Here is a 14,342-nt window from a genome sequence, read left to right as displayed (position 1 = left end):
ATGTTAGAAGATAAAAACATTTCAAAAACAAGTTTAGCCGAAATCGGTGAATTTGGTTTAATTCATCAAATTAAAGAAGGTTTTCCAATCAAGTTAGAAAGCTCTATCAAAGGAATTGGCGACGATGCTGCTGTTCTTGATTACAAAAAGGACAAAATTGTTGTATCAACAGACATGTTGGTAGAAGGTATTAACTTTAGTTGGTCGTACATGCCTTTGCGTCATTTGGGATATAAAGCTGTTGTAACTGCAATTAGTGATATCTTGGCAATGAATGCTATTCCAAAACAAATTTTGGTTTCTATGGCAATCTCAAATCGTTTTACGATAGAAGCTGTTGATGAAATTTACAATGGTATGAAATACGCATGTGACAAATACAAAATCGATATCGTTGGTGGTGACACCACTTCTTCTGTTAGTGGTCTTGTACTAAGTATGACCGCAATTGGCTCGGCTCCTGAAAAAGATTTGGCGTACAGAAGTGGAGCAAAAGAAAATGATTTGGTTGTACTTTCTGGTGATTTAGGTGCATCTTTCCTTGGTCTACAGGTTTTGGAACGCGAAGCTCAAGTATCGAAAGTAAATCCAAACAATCAACCTGATTTTGAAAACTATTCCTATTTAATTGAAAGACAGTTAAAACCTGAAGCGAGATTAGATATCATCAATCTTTTGAAAGAATTAAAAGTTAAACCAACTTCTATGATTGATATTTCGGATGGATTATCGTCTGAGATTATTCATCTCTCAAAAGAAAGTGGCGTTGGAATCAATATTTACGAAGAAAAAATTCCGTTAGATTCTGTTGTCATTCGCACTGCCGAAGAATTCAAAATCAATCCAATTACATGCGCTTTAAGCGGTGGAGAAGATTATGAATTGTTGTTTACAATTGATCAAAAAGATTTTGAGAAAATAAAAGGAAACCCACATTTAACGGTAATTGGACATGTAACTGGTAAAAACGAAGAAAACTATTTGATTACTCGCGGAAGCGAACAAATGGTTCCGTTGACTGCACAAGGTTGGGGAGTTGAAACGGAAGACGAAAGTTAATTAACGAATTAGTTAATTCGAAAACGTGAGAATTTTAAAAGAAGCTGGCATTGAGCTTGTCGAAATGAAGCTTCTCATCAAAATATAAAATCAAAAGCATTCAAGAAATTGGATGCTTTTTTAGTTTGAAATAAGTTGTAATTTAGATTATTATTAATAATTATGTCTAAAAAATAAATAAAATGCTATTCAAAACAGGAATTGGGTTGTTATCTTTATCAATTCTAATGCTTATTTATGCGATTGCAATGTTTGCAGCAAGAGGTAATTATAGTAAATTTGAAATAAAGCTTTCAGAAATTTCACTTGTTTTTTGGCTCCCTATATTTTGTTTAGGTATTTTAATCTTAATAATTTCATTTGTATTAATTACAATAAAAAAACAAAAAAGCTCGAACTAATAAGTTCGAGCTTTTATATTGTTAGCGTTTTCGCTGTCGAATTATCAATTAAGATAATGGTTCAACTGAAACGTAAGATCTATCGTTACGTTTTTTAGTGAAAACAACTTTTCCGTCAACTAAAGCGAATAATGTGTGATCCTTACCGATTCCTACATTATCACCAGGATGATGTTGAGTACCTCTTTGACGAACAATAATGTTACCAGCGATTGCTGCTTGTCCACCAAAAATTTTAACACCTAAACGTTTCGAATGTGATTCACGACCATTTTTCGAACTTCCGACCCCTTTCTTATGTGCCATTTCGTTTTGTTTTTAAGAGTTAATAATTAATCTCTGCTCAATCTTAACCGATTGAAGCAATTTCAATTTTAGTGAATTGTTGACGATGACCGTTAGACTTTTGGTAACCTTTTCTTCTTTTCTTTTTGAAAACGATTACTTTGTCTCCTTTCACGTGTTCAACGATTTTAGCTACTACGGTAACTCCGTCTATAACTGGGGCGCCGACAGTGATTGCTCCGTTATCTGTTAATAAAACACGGTCGAATTTTACTTCGTCACCTGCTTCACCAGCTAAACGGTTTACAAACAATTGTTGGTCTTTTTCAACTTTGTATTGAAGCCCTGCTATCTCTACAATTGCGTACATAAATTAATGTTTATAAATGAAAATTGAGTGCAAAGATAATCAAAATTTTGAATTTAAGAACTTGAATTGATTGAAATTTAGTTAGAAAGATGAAAAAACAATGACATATCTTCTATTTGGATTAATTAAAAATAACATATCTTTGCAATGAAAATCAAAGATAGATTGGTAGAGATGGTTGAAAATTATTCTTTAAAAGATTTAAAAATTGGTGAACAAGCTGTTGTAATTGGTTTTACGACTGAAGATGTTCCTGCAAAATTTTATGAAATGGGTTTTGTCCCAGGTACTAATTTACTGGTTAAAAACAAAGCTCCTTTTGGTGGTCCTATTTGCATCAGTATTGTATCGAACAAGTCTGTTTTAGCATTAAGAAGAAACGAAGCCGATAAAATCTTGATAACAAAGAAATAATGAATCATTATAAAATTGCCTTAATTGGTAACCCAAATGTTGGTAAAACTTCGTTATTTAATAAGCTTACAAATCTTCGTCAAAAAGTAGGAAATTATCCTGGTGTGACGGTAGAGAAACGTGAGGGGAATATTGAACGAAATGGAAACAAATTTTTCATTACAGATTTCCCAGGAACGTATACTATTTATCCAAGTTCTTTGGATGAAGAAATTGTTTTCAAAACTTTAGGAAACAAAACCGATAAACATTATCCTGATTTAGCCATTGTTATAGGTGAACCATCAAATTTAAAACGTTCGATTTTATTGTATCAACAAGTTCGAGATTTAGATGTTCCTGCGATTTTTGTCATTAACATGAAAGACGAAATCAAGAGCAAAGGCCTTAACATTGATTTACCAAAATTAGAAGATTTTCTTCAAACTAAAATATACTTAACAAACGCTCGTACAAGCGAAGGTATCGATGAATTGGTAGATGCTTTCACTAAAAAAGCAACCGATTACACTAATCATTATGCAATCACGAAAGAATATCTTTCAGTCGTAGAGAATGTAAAAAATGAATTTCAATTAGATTCTAATTATCAAGCTTGGCAATATCTATCGCAAAAAGAAGTTCCTTTTCTATCAAAAGAGAAGCAAGATAAATTAGAAGCAATAAAAAAAGAAAACGCTATTATTTCGAAGCGTTTACAAGTAAAAGAAGCTTTAGATCGAAATAAAATTTTAGAGGAGAAATTAAATACCATCATTTCTTATAAATTCGAAGGAAATGAAACTTTAACTGATAAAATTGACAAAATCTTAATTCATCCAGTCTTTGGTTATGTTATCTTTTTAGGGATTTTATTATTAATCTTTCAAGCTGTTTACGCATGGTCAGCTCCATTAATGACAATGGTTGAAGACCTGTTTGGTTGGTTTGATGAAAAAGTAATTAGTTTTTTACCCGAAGGACCCATCAATGAAATAGTTGGCGGCGCTATAATACCAGGAATAGAAGGTATTGCTGTTTTTGTTCCTCAAATTGCCATTTTGTTTTTATTCATTTCGATTATGGAAGAAACGGGATACATGAGCCGTGTTGTATATTTGATGGATAGATGGTTAAAACCTTTTGGATTAAGTGGAAAAAGTGTTGTACCATTAATCTCGGGCGCTGCTTGTGCAGTACCAGCAATTATGTCTGCGCGTAACATCGAAAATGACAAAGAACGCTTATTAACGATACTTGTCACCCCATTTATGACGTGTTCTGCTCGTTTGCCTATTTATATCGTTCTGATTGCCTTGGTAATTCCTGACGAAAAAATATTTGGTTTCAGTTACCAAGCCTTGGCCTTATTTGTGATGTACATATTAGGTGTTGTAGGAGCTTTGGGAAGTGCTATTTTACTGAACTTAATTATAAAAGCAAAACATAAAAGTTTCTTGATTTTAGAGATGCCAACGTACAAACTTCCTGATTGGAAAAATGTTGGAATTAATGTATGGGAAAAAACATTAGGTTTCTTGATTGATGCTGGTAAAATAATATTTGCAATTTCGATTATTCTATGGGTTTTAGGAACATTTGGACCAGGAGAACAATTTAAAAATGCAGAAGAGATAGTTACTGCTCATCACCCAAAAATGGATGAAGATGATTTAGCCAATGAAATTGCTTCTTATAAATTAGAACATTCATACTTAGGAAGATTAGGAGCAGTTATAGAACCAGTTGTAGAACCGTTGGGATATGATTGGAAGATGGGAATTGGTTTGATTTCTTCCTTTGCTGCCCGTGAAGTATTTGTCGGAACAATGTCAACTGTTTATAGTTTAGGCGAAGTTGATGTGGAAGACGATGGTCAAAAAGATCGTTTACTTCATCGTATGCAATCAGAAATCAACCAAAATACAGGTGAACCTGCATATAATCTTGCAACAGGAGTTTCGTTGTTATTATTCTACGCTTTCGCAATGCAATGTATGAGCACTATCGCGATTGTAAAAAGAGAAACAAATTCTTGGAAATGGACACTGATTCAGACAGGATTTATGACTGGTTTGGCATATATTGTTGCATTTATTGCTTATCATTTATTAAAATAATCCTATGGACAATATTTGGATACAATATGGCTTTATTGCATTTCTTTTTGGATTTGCTATTTGGTATATTGTTAAATTAATAAGAAACTCATTTAGTTCAAAAGGAGGAGGTTGCTCTAAAGGGTGTGGCTGTTCTCCAACTAAAAATGAATTTCAGAAAAAGGCTAACTCATAAAGTTAGCCTTTTTTATTTCAAAATTTCGGAGTATTTTTACACTAAAAAGAATTAGTATTTATCAATTATTTTATTGATTTCTAATTAGTTTTATTTCATTTATTCGGAATTATATTTTACAAAATGGACAATTGGATAATCATTTCTTTCGTTATTTCAGCTTTAATCATTTTAGGCTTAATTATTTACTTTATCTCAAAAAATAAAAAAAATAAAATTATTCAAGAGATTGAGTTAAGTACGAATAATGATAAAATAAAAACTGTAAAGAACGAAGTTGCTGCTAAAAAAATTGTAGAAATTAAATCAACAGGAAATACAGAATCTGAATCTACTCCACAACAAGATATACGGAAAGAAAAAATCGTTAGTAATCTGAGTATCTCCTCAAAAACAGAAAACGATTTGTTACGAAAGTTAGAGCAATTTGAGAAAAATAATGATTTTATCAAAAAGGACATAAATCTTGCTGTACTATCAAAACAGTTTAAAACAAATACGAAATACCTTTCTGAAGTGATTAAAACTCATCGGCAAAAACCTTTTAATACTTACTTGAATGAGTTAAGAATAAACTATATCGTCAACCGTTTAAAAAATGAACCGAAGTACATCAATACAAAAGTGAGTTATTTAGCAAGTGACTGTGGATTCACTTCTCATAGTACTTTTACCACTATTTTTACTCAAATTATGAACGAATCACCTTCTGTTTTTGTAAAAAGAATAAAAGAAGAACAAAAAAAATAATAATTCTGTTTTATAAAAACATATCCTATTCATTTACAACCAGTAACTTAATTTATACCTTTCTTTTAAAATCTATATTAATAGAAGAGCTATATAAAATATCCTATCAAAATTAACTTTATATTTTTTTATTCTTGATTAAGATTCTATCTTTAATTTAAGATTATGTCTTATGCGAAAAATAGAACCAGAAATACTTGCACAAAAAATTAAAGAAGGTGATCGATTTGCCTTATCAAGAGCAATTACACTTGCGGAAAGTAATCGATTAGATGACCTTAATTTAGCACATCAAGTTATTAGCTTACTACCCACTTCCAAAACATCTAAAAGGATTGCTATTACAGGAATTCCAGGTGTTGGAAAAAGTACATTTATTGAGTCTTTAGGAAAGTATATCGTTCAACAAGGAGAAAATGTTGCTATTCTTGCAATCGATCCAAGTAGCTCTTTGTCTAAAGGAAGTATCTTAGGCGATAAAACTCGAATGGAAGATCTATCCCGAGAAGAAAACGCATACATTCGTCCAAGCGCTTCTAATGGCTCTTTAGGCGGAATTACATCGCGTACCTATGAAGCTATTTTACTATGCGAAGCTGCTGGTTTCGAAAATATTTTAATCGAGACTGTTGGAGTTGGACAATCGGAAACACTTGTAAACGAGATTTCAGATCTTTTTCTTTTCCTACAACTTCCTGGTTCTGGAGACGATTTACAAGGGATTAAACGAGGAATAATGGAAATGGCAGATCTAATTTTTGTCAACAAATCCGATTCATTTCAAGAAAAATTAGTGAAAGACGCAAAATTAGATATTGTACGCTCATTACAGTTTTTACCAACAAAAGCATCTCAATGGAAAAGAAAATCGATTATCGGATCTGGATTAATCGGAAAAGGAGTTCCTGAGTTATGGGAATTGGTCCAAGATTATTTTACATTTATTAATGAAAACGATTATTATCGTTCAAATAGAGAAAATCAGCAACTAAAACAAGCTGAGCGATACACTATTGATTTGATTAATCAACATTATTTAAAAGCTTTAAAAGCTCATCCAATTGAAGTAAACAAACACATTTCTGCCTTTGAAATGGCTAAAGATTGGCTAAACAATCATTCAGTTGAAATGACTATAAAATAAAAAAAGACAATCGTAATGATTGTCTTTTTTGCTCCTCCTCTTGGGCTCGAACCAAGGACCCTCTGATTAACAGTCAGATGCTCTAACCAACTGAGCTAAGGAGGAAAATCCGATATTTTGTAAATTTATTTTTAAGTCTTTGTTTGACTTTTTACTAAAAAAGCTCCTCCTCTTGGGCTCGAACCAAGGACCCTCTGATTAACAGTCAGATGCTCTAACCAACTGAGCTAAGGAGGAATGTTGCTTAATTGTGGGTGCAAATATAATAGTATTTTTTACACCCACAAAAAATATTTTAAATTTTATTGAAAAATCATATTGATAATATCATTACCGAAGATGAAAATCATTAATCCTAAGATAATTACAACACCAATCATTTGTGCTTTTTCTAAAACTTTTTCACTTGGTTTTTTTCCAGTGACCATTTCATAGATAGCAAAAACTGCGTGTCCACCGTCTAAACCAGGTATTGGTAGTAAGTTTATAAAGGCTAACCAAGCAGAAATCATTGCTGTAAATGACCAGAAAAATAACCAGTTCCATTCTGTTGGCATTTGTTTTACCATTCCAATCGGACCCGCAACTTGCTTACGACCATCTTTTACTTGGAATAACGTTCCAATACCACGTACTTGTGTTGCAATTGCTTCAAAAGGCTCTACAATTCCTTTTGCAATACCTTCTCCTATTGTATAATCTTCTCTCGAAATTAATGATTGTACATATTCAGTAGAAGCATTAAAACCGATTGTACCATCTTTATCTACATTTACCATCAATTCAATAGGTTCACCTTTTCTTTCGATACTTAAAGAAATCGTTTTTCCTTTGTAATCTTTCAATTTGTTTTTAAAATCAGAAAATAAAGGTGTTGTAAACCCATCCACTGCAATTATTTTATCACCTTTTAATAAACCTGCTTTTTGGGCGGCACTATTATCCACGATAGAATCAACAACAGTTGGACTTTGCGGAATAAAGAAATTTCCTTTAGCATTCAAGATTTCTGTTCTAAAATCTTCTGTAATTGGTAATGATACTTCTTGTCCATCACGTTTTACATCTAAAGTTTCACCTCCCAACAAAGCTTCTTTGCCTATTTCGTTTAGTGCTTGATATTTTACACCATTTACACCAACAGGAATATCACCTTTCTGTAAACCAAATTTTGTTTGTGTTTCATTTGCTTCAATTCCATATTGCATTTTATTTACATCAATAAAACTTTTTCCTTGCGAAATAAAAAGTGCAGCATAAATAATCATTGCTAAAATGATATTGACAATAATACCACCTAACATAATAATTAATCGTTGCCAAGCTGGTTTTACTCGGAACTCGTAGGGTTTTGGTTCTTGTTTCATTTGTTCCAAATCCATGCTCTCGTCAATCATTCCCGAAAGTTTTACATAACCTCCAAGTGGTAACCAACCGATCCCATAAACGGTATCTCCAATTTTCTTTTTCCAAATGGCAAATTTCACATCGAAAAAACAAAAGAAACGTTCAACTCGAACGCCAAACCATCGTGCTGTAACATAATGTCCAAGTTCGTGCAACATTACTAAAAGCATCAAACTAAGCATTAAGGTAGCTATCTGTATTAACATATTATTTTAAATTTGATTATGTTCTAATTTTTAAATGACTACAAAATTAATTGTTTTTATTTACCAACGCATTTTATTTTTTCCATTCTAAGGTTTCTAACAATTTTTTTACATCTTTCTTGATGTAATCAACTGCAGGAGCTAATGAATCTGGCTTTGGTTGAGTTTTGAAATATACCGAACCTGCCAAAAAATTCTTGAGGCTATCGGTTGCATGAAATTGAATGTTAATTGCGGATTCTCCTCCTAACTCATACATAGTACCAAAAACCTTTCTTTCTGGAAAAGAAAATTCTTGTGGCGAAATAAAGCTGGCTTTAACCGTCTGTTCTTGTACAAAGCTTTCACTTTCTTTAATTTGAATGATTAAATCTTGAGGTGATTGAACTGGAAAATAAGTTAAGTAAATCGTTGCTTTCATGCTTGGATAAACAATATTAAAAGAGTTTGTTTTTTTCCCTTCTATAATTTTCCCAAAATTAGAATATTGAAATGTATAAGGAACATTTTCTTTAAATGTAAGGTAAGTTTGCTTAGGATATTCAAGACGAACTTGTCCCAAAGGCTTGGCGATATCCTCGCTTTTATTACATGACACAAAAAAAATAGCACTACTACATAATGCTATTATAGTTTTAAAATTCATGGTATAACGTAAAACGTTAGATTTTGTAAAATTCATTTAATAATTTAATTTCTAAAAAGGCAAATCGTCCTCTCCTTCATCGATAAAAGGAGGTTCAATTGTTGTATTTTCTTGTGTTTTCTGAACTTTGTTTTGTTCGTTTTGCATTGCTTGTCGTTGCTCATGATCAATTTTTGGTGTTAAAAATTCGATAGAGTTGGCAACAATTTCTGTTGTATAACGCATTTGTCCATTATCGTCCCATTTACGAGTTTTGATACGTCCTTCAACAAAAACTTTATCTCCTTTTTTTAGATAACGATCACATAATTCTGCCAACTTATTTCGTGTCACAATATTGTGCCATTCTGTTTCAGTAATACGTTCTCCTGTCCTCGAAATGTACGATTCTGTTGTGGCAATAGGAAATCGTCCAATGCAATTTTGTTCATCAAAATGATGCAATTTTACATCATCACCTAAATTCCCAATCAAAAGTACTTTATTCGTTGTTCCATTCATAGCTATAGATTTTTAGTGGCCTGTAACATACAAAGTTAATCCAAATAATGTTTATTTATAAATTTTTCTATTGGTTTTGGAAGCGGATAATCTTCGAGATCATTTAGAGAAATCATTTCAAAATTATTTTCTGCTTTCATTTTTGTTATTTCATTTAAAGATACATTTAATTTCCAATATTTTATAAATAAATTTTGATGGGATAAAACATGTTTTTCTTCGTCTATGAAAGTTAGTTTATTTTCAAGATTTTGATCTAAAATCCAACCTTTATCCAATAAATCAGTTTCAGTTTCAATTTTAGGAAAAGTGAATAAATTTTTCCAAACATCATTACCCGTTCGTTTTGAAAAAGCAATTGTTGATTCATTTTCGATAATGATAAAATGTAAAAAACGATTCGACACTTTTGTCTTTTTTAACTTTACAGGAAGTTCGGTCACTTTATTCAACCGAAGAGCTTCGCACGATTCGTTTAAAGGGCAAATTTCACACTTTGGTTGTTTAGGCGTACAAATCGTTGCGCCAAGATCCATTACGGCTTGATTAAAATCTCCTGGACGTTTTTTATCAATGATTTCTAAACCTAAATCCCAAAATATTTTCTTGGTTTTAGGTGAGCTTATATCATCCTCAATATTAAAATATCGAGCAAAAACACGAAACATATTACCATCTACTGCAGGGACAGCTTCATTGTAAACAATTGATGAAATAGCAGCTGCTGTATAATCTCCAATTCCTTTTAGTTTTTTTAAATCGTTAAAATTTGTAGGAAAATGTCCATTTAATTCATCAGAAATCACTTTCGAAGTGTAATGTAAATTTCTTGCACGCGAATAGTAACCTAATCCTTGCCAGAGTTTTAGGACTTTTTGCTCCTCTGCATTTGCTAAATCAAAAATTGTATCAAATTCTTGTATGAAATTATTGTAAAATTTCATACCTTGGTCAACCCTTGTTTGTTGGAGAATTATTTCCGATAACCAAATGCGAAAAGGGTCTTTTGTATGACGCCATGGTAAATCTCGTTTATTTTTGTCAAAATATGACAAAATCAGATAGTTGAAGTTCATAAAAACTATTAAAATGTTTTTTTGTTGAGATACATTCGTTATATTTGCACCCGCTTTCAAATTTAAGAATAATAAGAGGAATTATGACAAAGGCAGAAATAGTAAATAACATTTCAAGTAAATTAGGACTTGAAAAGAGCGATACTCAAAGAGTGGTAGAATCGTTTATGGAGGAGGTGATTAAATCATTAGTAGAAGGAGAAAATGTATACTTAAGAGGATTTGGATCTTTTACTATTAAAACTAGAGCAGAAAAAACAGGTAGAAATATCACAAAAGGTACGTCTATTATTATTCCAGCTCACAACGTTCCTACATTCAAACCAGCTAAGACTTTCATCGAAGATGTAAAGACTAGTGAAGCAAACGTAATCAAATAACAATAAAATAATTGTATCATGCCAAGCGGAAAAAAACGTAAAAGACATAAGGTAGCGACGCACAAACGCAAAAAACGTCGTCGTCTTAACAGACACAAAAAGAAAAAATAATTAGTAGCTCGCTATTAATAATTTTAGTCTTTTTACAAGATAGCACTTTTCAATGGAAATTTTGGAAAGTGCTTTTATCATTTTTAAAAACATAATTTTTTGATGAGTAAAGAATTAGTGATTTCAGCCTTAGCTGATCAAGTACGCATCGCAGTTTTAGATGAAGGTCGCTTGATGGAATTTCATCAAGACACTGCAAATGATGGCTTTGCAGTTGGCGACATTTACTTGGGTAAAATCAAAAAATTAGCTCCCAGTTTAAATGCAACCTTTGTTGACATTGGTTATTCGAAAGATGCATTTTTACATTATCATGACTTAGGTCCACAAATACGTTCGTCAAATGCTTACAACAAAATTGTAGCAAATGGAACGTACAAAACCGAAAAATTGAAAAACTTCCGTATGGAAAAACCAATTGACAAAGATGGTCTGATTACAGAAATCTTTGCACCAGGTGATTCCGTTTTAGTTCAAATTACAAAAGAACCAATCCATACGAAAGGACCAAGAATTACTTCTGAAATTTCAATTGCTGGTCGTTATTTAGTTTTAGTTCCTTTCTCGGAACGTGTTTCGATTTCACAAAAAATCAAACAAAAACCAGAGCGCGATCGTTTAATCAAAATTTTAGAAGGTTTAACACCCGAAGGCTTCGGAGTGATCATCAGAACTGTTGCTGAAGATAAAAATGCTGAAGAATTACAAGCAGACTTGGCTTATTTATTGAACAAATGGACACAAGTTTTCAAAAATCTTCAGAAAAAGAAAGCTCCTTCTAAAATTCTTAGTGAAATGGACAGGGCTTCCTCTATCTTGAGAGATAATTTTAACGATGATTTTGTTAAAATTTCTGTTGATGATGCTGAATTAGCTGACGAAATGCGCGAGTATTTGGAAGTCATAGCACCAGATAAAGTAAATTTGGTGAAAGAATATGAAGATCCTTTTGTTCCAATTTTCGAAAAGTTTAATGTCGAAAGACAAATCAAACAAGCTTTTGGTAAAACGGTAACTATTCCTCAATCTAAAGGTGCTTACCTCGTGATTGAACACACAGAAGCGTTACACGTAATTGATGTAAACTCGGGAAATATTTCTCGTAACTCTAAAAATCAAGAAGATTCAGCTTTTGCCGTAAACAAAATTGCTGCTTCTGAAATTGCACGTCAGTTACGCTTACGCGATATGGGAGGAATTGTTGTGGTCGATTTTATAGACATGACTGATGCAGAACATAAAAAAGAATTGTTTGAGCATCTGAGAGCTGAAATGTCGAAAGAAAAAGCAAAACATAAGATTTTGCCACCAAGTAAATTTGGATTGATTCAGATCACAAGACAACGAGTTCGCCCAGAGGTGAATTTTATAACGACTGAAGAAAATCCGAACCAAGAATCGAATGAAGTAGAAGCACCTATCGTTACAATTGATAAAATTGAACAAGTGCTCTTGAATATCCTTGACAGAAAAGATAAGGATTTACGAAAAATGTCATTGCATGTGCATCCTTTCGTAGCGGCTTATTTACAACATGGATTGCCAAGCATTCAGATGAAATGGTTTTTTAAGCATAAAAAGTGGATTAAGATTGTGCCAAGAGATGCGTACAAATACTTACAATTTAACTTCTTGGATAAAGATCATAATACACTTTACAACGAATCAAATTAATAAAAAACCTGCTCAATAGAGCAGGTTTTTTTAAGTTTTGTCAACACCTTGTTTTTGAGATTCTTTAAACTTTTCATCAATTTTTCTGTAATAATCACCGATAAAAACTTTGAATCCCACATCATTCATTTGAACCCCTTTACTCGGTTTCTGAATTAATATTTTATTGTCAAGTTTGATAGATTCTAATCTTATCGTTGTAAAAGTTGTTGGTTTTTCTATAACTGTAGATTTTACTTCTAAAATTAAACCTGGTAAATTATTATATTTATTAGGTCCACATTTACTTTTAATATCCTTTGCAAACCGAGCTTCTACAAGATGAATATCGTTGTTTAAGATAGCTTTTCTTACTTTATAACCATTAATAATTTTAGTCTCTTTTGTAAGTTTCCAATCATTATTTTCGATTATATCACTAACCAAATAAGCTTTTCCATCAACGCTTTTTTCAATGATTTTTTCGTTAGAATTAAAATCTAAATATGTTTGTTTGTCAACTACATCTCCTTCAACGGTAAATATAGTCATTCTACTTCCCTGAGAATTATCAATTCGTTGAAGTTCTTTGGATAAACATTTATCTTTATCAACAAATAATTCATAGAATTTAGGTTTTGAATAAGCTTCTTCTAATTGTTTTGCCTTTTCGGGTGATGTATTTGAAATGGTTACAAAATTTCTAATTTCATATTCGACCTTGAATTTTTCTTGAGCAAAAGTCATGAAAGGAATAAAGAGCAATAGTAAGTATTTCATTTGTATTAATGAAAAGTGAATTAAATATACTAAAAAAAATAGAGAACTAATTAACAAAAGCTTTTCGCGATTTTCTTTATTTTAGCTAATTAATCCATTACGATGAAAAAAATCTTACGAATACTACTAAAATCCTTAGCTACTTTAGTATTACTTGTTATGGTATACTTGCTTGCAGTGGTTTTGTTACCGTTAATTCCTGTGCACAAGGAAAAACAGAAATCAACAGATCAAATAACGGCTTATATTTTAACAAATGGTGTACATACAGATATTGTGGTTCCTGTGAAATCTGAAGCAATTGATTGGTCATTTTTCGTACCATTTTCCGATACAAAATCGAAGAAAGAATATAAATACATTGCTTTTGGTTGGGGAGATAAAGGTTTTTATTTGGATACGCCAGAATGGAAAGATCTTAAATTTACAACAGCTTTTAATGCTGCTTTTTGGTTAGGAGATTCAGCGATGCACACTACTTTTTATGATAATATGACAATTGGCGAAGATTGCAAAAGAATCTCTTTGAGTTTAGAAGAGTATCAAAATCTGATCGTATATATTAAAAATTCATTTGATTTGGATCAAAATTCTAAAGTAGAATTGGTTGAAACAGATGCAGTTTATGGAGAGCGTGATGCGTTTTATGAAGCGAAAGGAAGTTATAGCTTATTTTTTACGTGCAATACTTGGGCGTCAAGTGCCTTAAAAGCGGCAAATAAAAAAGCTCCTTTGTGGACAGCAACCCAACAAGGGATATTTTATCATTACAAATAACGTTGAATAAAATTATTTCTAATTCATTTTCAAAGAGTTGTTTGTTTTAGCGACTTTCAGCGCAAAAAAAAATAGTTTTAAGATTTGGAAGTAATAAAATTTGCTCTA

The 14,342-nt window shown here is 31.8% G+C and carries 15 protein-coding genes and 2 tRNA genes; 8 read left to right on the top strand and 9 right to left on the bottom strand.

Going from position 1 to position 14,342, the window contains the following annotated elements; all coding sequences use genetic code 11:
• A complete protein-coding gene (thiL, locus tag NZD85_RS10385) occupies positions 1 to 1,059 on the top strand; it encodes a thiamine-phosphate kinase (protein ID WP_260541728.1) in 1,059 nt (352 codons plus the stop codon).
• Between the two features lie 449 nt (positions 1,060 to 1,508).
• Here the strand turns inward: thiL and rpmA are convergent, their stop codons facing one another.
• Entirely contained in the window at positions 1,509 to 1,766 is a 258-nt protein-coding gene (gene rpmA, locus NZD85_RS10380; RefSeq protein WP_150431414.1) for a 50S ribosomal protein L27, read from the bottom strand.
• A 43-nt stretch (positions 1,767 to 1,809) separates the two neighbouring features.
• Positions 1,810 to 2,115 (bottom strand): 50S ribosomal protein L21, encoded by a 306-nt coding sequence (gene rplU, locus NZD85_RS10375; RefSeq protein WP_188319372.1) that lies wholly within the window; start codon positions 2,113 to 2,115, stop codon positions 1,810 to 1,812.
• A gap of 147 nt (positions 2,116 to 2,262) precedes the next feature.
• Between rplU and NZD85_RS10370 the strand changes: the two genes are divergently transcribed.
• The 4 genes from NZD85_RS10370 to meaB all read left to right on the top strand — a co-directional run bounded on the left by NZD85_RS10370 (position 2,263) and on the right by meaB (position 6,697).
• Positions 2,263 to 2,529 (top strand): FeoA family protein, encoded by a 267-nt coding sequence (locus NZD85_RS10370; RefSeq protein ID WP_225532484.1) that lies wholly within the window; start codon positions 2,263 to 2,265, stop codon positions 2,527 to 2,529.
• Entirely contained in the window at positions 2,529 to 4,628 is a 2,100-nt protein-coding gene (gene feoB / locus NZD85_RS10365; RefSeq protein ID WP_260541726.1) for a ferrous iron transport protein B, read from the top strand. Before NZD85_RS10370 ends, feoB begins: the two co-directional genes overlap by 1 nt.
• 298 nt (positions 4,629 to 4,926) lie before the next feature.
• Positions 4,927 to 5,553 (top strand): helix-turn-helix domain-containing protein, encoded by a 627-nt coding sequence (locus tag NZD85_RS10360; RefSeq protein ID WP_260541724.1) that lies wholly within the window; start codon positions 4,927 to 4,929, stop codon positions 5,551 to 5,553.
• 172 nt (positions 5,554 to 5,725) lie between these two features.
• Positions 5,726 to 6,697, top strand: a complete 972-nt coding sequence (gene meaB / locus NZD85_RS10355; RefSeq protein ID WP_260541722.1) for a methylmalonyl Co-A mutase-associated GTPase MeaB — start codon at positions 5,726 to 5,728, stop codon at positions 6,695 to 6,697.
• Positions 6,698 to 6,728: 31 nt separating this feature from the next.
• On the opposite strand, the gene NZD85_RS10350 is transcribed toward meaB, so the two are convergent.
• From NZD85_RS10350 to mutY, 6 genes are all read right to left on the bottom strand, one after another.
• Positions 6,729 to 6,802, bottom strand: a tRNA-Asn gene (locus NZD85_RS10350).
• Positions 6,803 to 6,860: 58 nt separating this feature from the next.
• Positions 6,861 to 6,934 (bottom strand) — tRNA-Asn (locus NZD85_RS10345).
• A 65-nt stretch (positions 6,935 to 6,999) separates the two neighbouring features.
• Positions 7,000 to 8,310, bottom strand: a complete 1,311-nt coding sequence (rseP, locus tag NZD85_RS10340; RefSeq protein WP_260541720.1) for an RIP metalloprotease RseP — start codon at positions 8,308 to 8,310, stop codon at positions 7,000 to 7,002.
• Positions 8,311 to 8,383: 73 nt separating this feature from the next.
• Entirely contained in the window at positions 8,384 to 8,992 is a 609-nt protein-coding gene (gene gldD, locus NZD85_RS10335) for a gliding motility lipoprotein GldD (RefSeq protein ID WP_225532485.1), read from the bottom strand.
• Between the two features lie 15 nt (positions 8,993 to 9,007).
• Positions 9,008 to 9,457 (bottom strand): single-stranded DNA-binding protein, encoded by a 450-nt coding sequence (locus tag NZD85_RS10330; RefSeq protein WP_171623483.1) that lies wholly within the window; start codon positions 9,455 to 9,457, stop codon positions 9,008 to 9,010.
• 35 nt (positions 9,458 to 9,492) lie between these two features.
• The gene (mutY, locus tag NZD85_RS10325; RefSeq protein WP_225532486.1) at positions 9,493 to 10,533 is read right to left on the bottom strand and encodes an A/G-specific adenine glycosylase; all 1,041 of its coding nucleotides are present in this window, start codon (positions 10,531 to 10,533) and stop codon (positions 9,493 to 9,495) included.
• An 83-nt stretch (positions 10,534 to 10,616) separates the two neighbouring features.
• Here mutY and NZD85_RS10320 point away from each other — a divergent pair, with 83 nt between their 5' ends.
• Together NZD85_RS10320 and NZD85_RS10315 are read left to right on the top strand one after the other, a co-directional pair.
• Positions 10,617 to 10,913: an HU family DNA-binding protein gene (locus tag NZD85_RS10320; RefSeq protein WP_092909071.1), complete on the top strand. Its 297-nt coding sequence runs from the start codon at positions 10,617 to 10,619 to the stop codon at positions 10,911 to 10,913.
• Between the two features lie 213 nt (positions 10,914 to 11,126).
• Complete coding sequence (locus NZD85_RS10315; protein ID WP_171623485.1) at positions 11,127 to 12,698, top strand: Rne/Rng family ribonuclease; 1,572 nt, start codon at positions 11,127 to 11,129, stop codon at positions 12,696 to 12,698.
• A 30-nt stretch (positions 12,699 to 12,728) separates the two neighbouring features.
• Here the strand turns inward: NZD85_RS10315 and NZD85_RS10310 are convergent, their stop codons facing one another.
• On the bottom strand, positions 12,729 to 13,457 hold the full coding sequence (locus tag NZD85_RS10310; protein WP_260541718.1) for a GLPGLI family protein: 729 nt from the start codon (positions 13,455 to 13,457) through the stop codon (positions 12,729 to 12,731).
• Positions 13,458 to 13,559: 102 nt separating this feature from the next.
• Here NZD85_RS10310 and NZD85_RS10305 point away from each other — a divergent pair, with 102 nt between their 5' ends.
• Positions 13,560 to 14,234: a TIGR02117 family protein gene (locus tag NZD85_RS10305; RefSeq protein WP_260541717.1), complete on the top strand. Its 675-nt coding sequence runs from the start codon at positions 13,560 to 13,562 to the stop codon at positions 14,232 to 14,234.
• Positions 14,235 to 14,342: the final 108 nt, after the last annotated feature.

Origin of the sequence: Empedobacter stercoris (assembly GCF_025244765.1) — a bacterium.
Lineage (GTDB): Bacteria > Bacteroidota > Bacteroidia > Flavobacteriales > Weeksellaceae > Empedobacter > Empedobacter stercoris.
This window is presented reverse-complemented; position numbering and strand designations above follow the sequence as displayed.

What these genes read in the sequence shown, in the direction of transcription:
- thiL (WP_260541728.1), top strand. Translation starts at nt 1, where the DNA reads ATGTTAGAAGATAAAAACATTTCAAAAACAAGTTTAGCCGAAATCGGT.
- rpmA (WP_150431414.1), bottom strand. Translation starts at nt 1,766, where the DNA reads ATGGCACATAAGAAAGGGGTCGGAAGTTCGAAAAATGGTCGTGAATCA.
- rplU (WP_188319372.1), bottom strand. Translation starts at nt 2,115, where the DNA reads ATGTACGCAATTGTAGAGATAGCAGGGCTTCAATACAAAGTTGAAAAA.
- NZD85_RS10370 (WP_225532484.1), top strand. Translation starts at nt 2,263, where the DNA reads ATGAAAATCAAAGATAGATTGGTAGAGATGGTTGAAAATTATTCTTTA.
- feoB (WP_260541726.1), top strand. Translation starts at nt 2,529, where the DNA reads ATGAATCATTATAAAATTGCCTTAATTGGTAACCCAAATGTTGGTAAA.
- NZD85_RS10360 (WP_260541724.1), top strand. Translation starts at nt 4,927, where the DNA reads ATGGACAATTGGATAATCATTTCTTTCGTTATTTCAGCTTTAATCATT.
- meaB (WP_260541722.1), top strand. Translation starts at nt 5,726, where the DNA reads ATGCGAAAAATAGAACCAGAAATACTTGCACAAAAAATTAAAGAAGGT.
- rseP (WP_260541720.1), bottom strand. Translation starts at nt 8,310, where the DNA reads ATGTTAATACAGATAGCTACCTTAATGCTTAGTTTGATGCTTTTAGTA.
- gldD (WP_225532485.1), bottom strand. Translation starts at nt 8,992, where the DNA reads ATGAATTTTACAAAATCTAACGTTTTACGTTATACCATGAATTTTAAA.
- NZD85_RS10330 (WP_171623483.1), bottom strand. Translation starts at nt 9,457, where the DNA reads ATGAATGGAACAACGAATAAAGTACTTTTGATTGGGAATTTAGGTGAT.
- mutY (WP_225532486.1), bottom strand. Translation starts at nt 10,533, where the DNA reads ATGAACTTCAACTATCTGATTTTGTCATATTTTGACAAAAATAAACGA.
- NZD85_RS10320 (WP_092909071.1), top strand. Translation starts at nt 10,617, where the DNA reads ATGACAAAGGCAGAAATAGTAAATAACATTTCAAGTAAATTAGGACTT.
- NZD85_RS10315 (WP_171623485.1), top strand. Translation starts at nt 11,127, where the DNA reads ATGAGTAAAGAATTAGTGATTTCAGCCTTAGCTGATCAAGTACGCATC.
- NZD85_RS10310 (WP_260541718.1), bottom strand. Translation starts at nt 13,457, where the DNA reads ATGAAATACTTACTATTGCTCTTTATTCCTTTCATGACTTTTGCTCAA.
- NZD85_RS10305 (WP_260541717.1), top strand. Translation starts at nt 13,560, where the DNA reads ATGAAAAAAATCTTACGAATACTACTAAAATCCTTAGCTACTTTAGTA.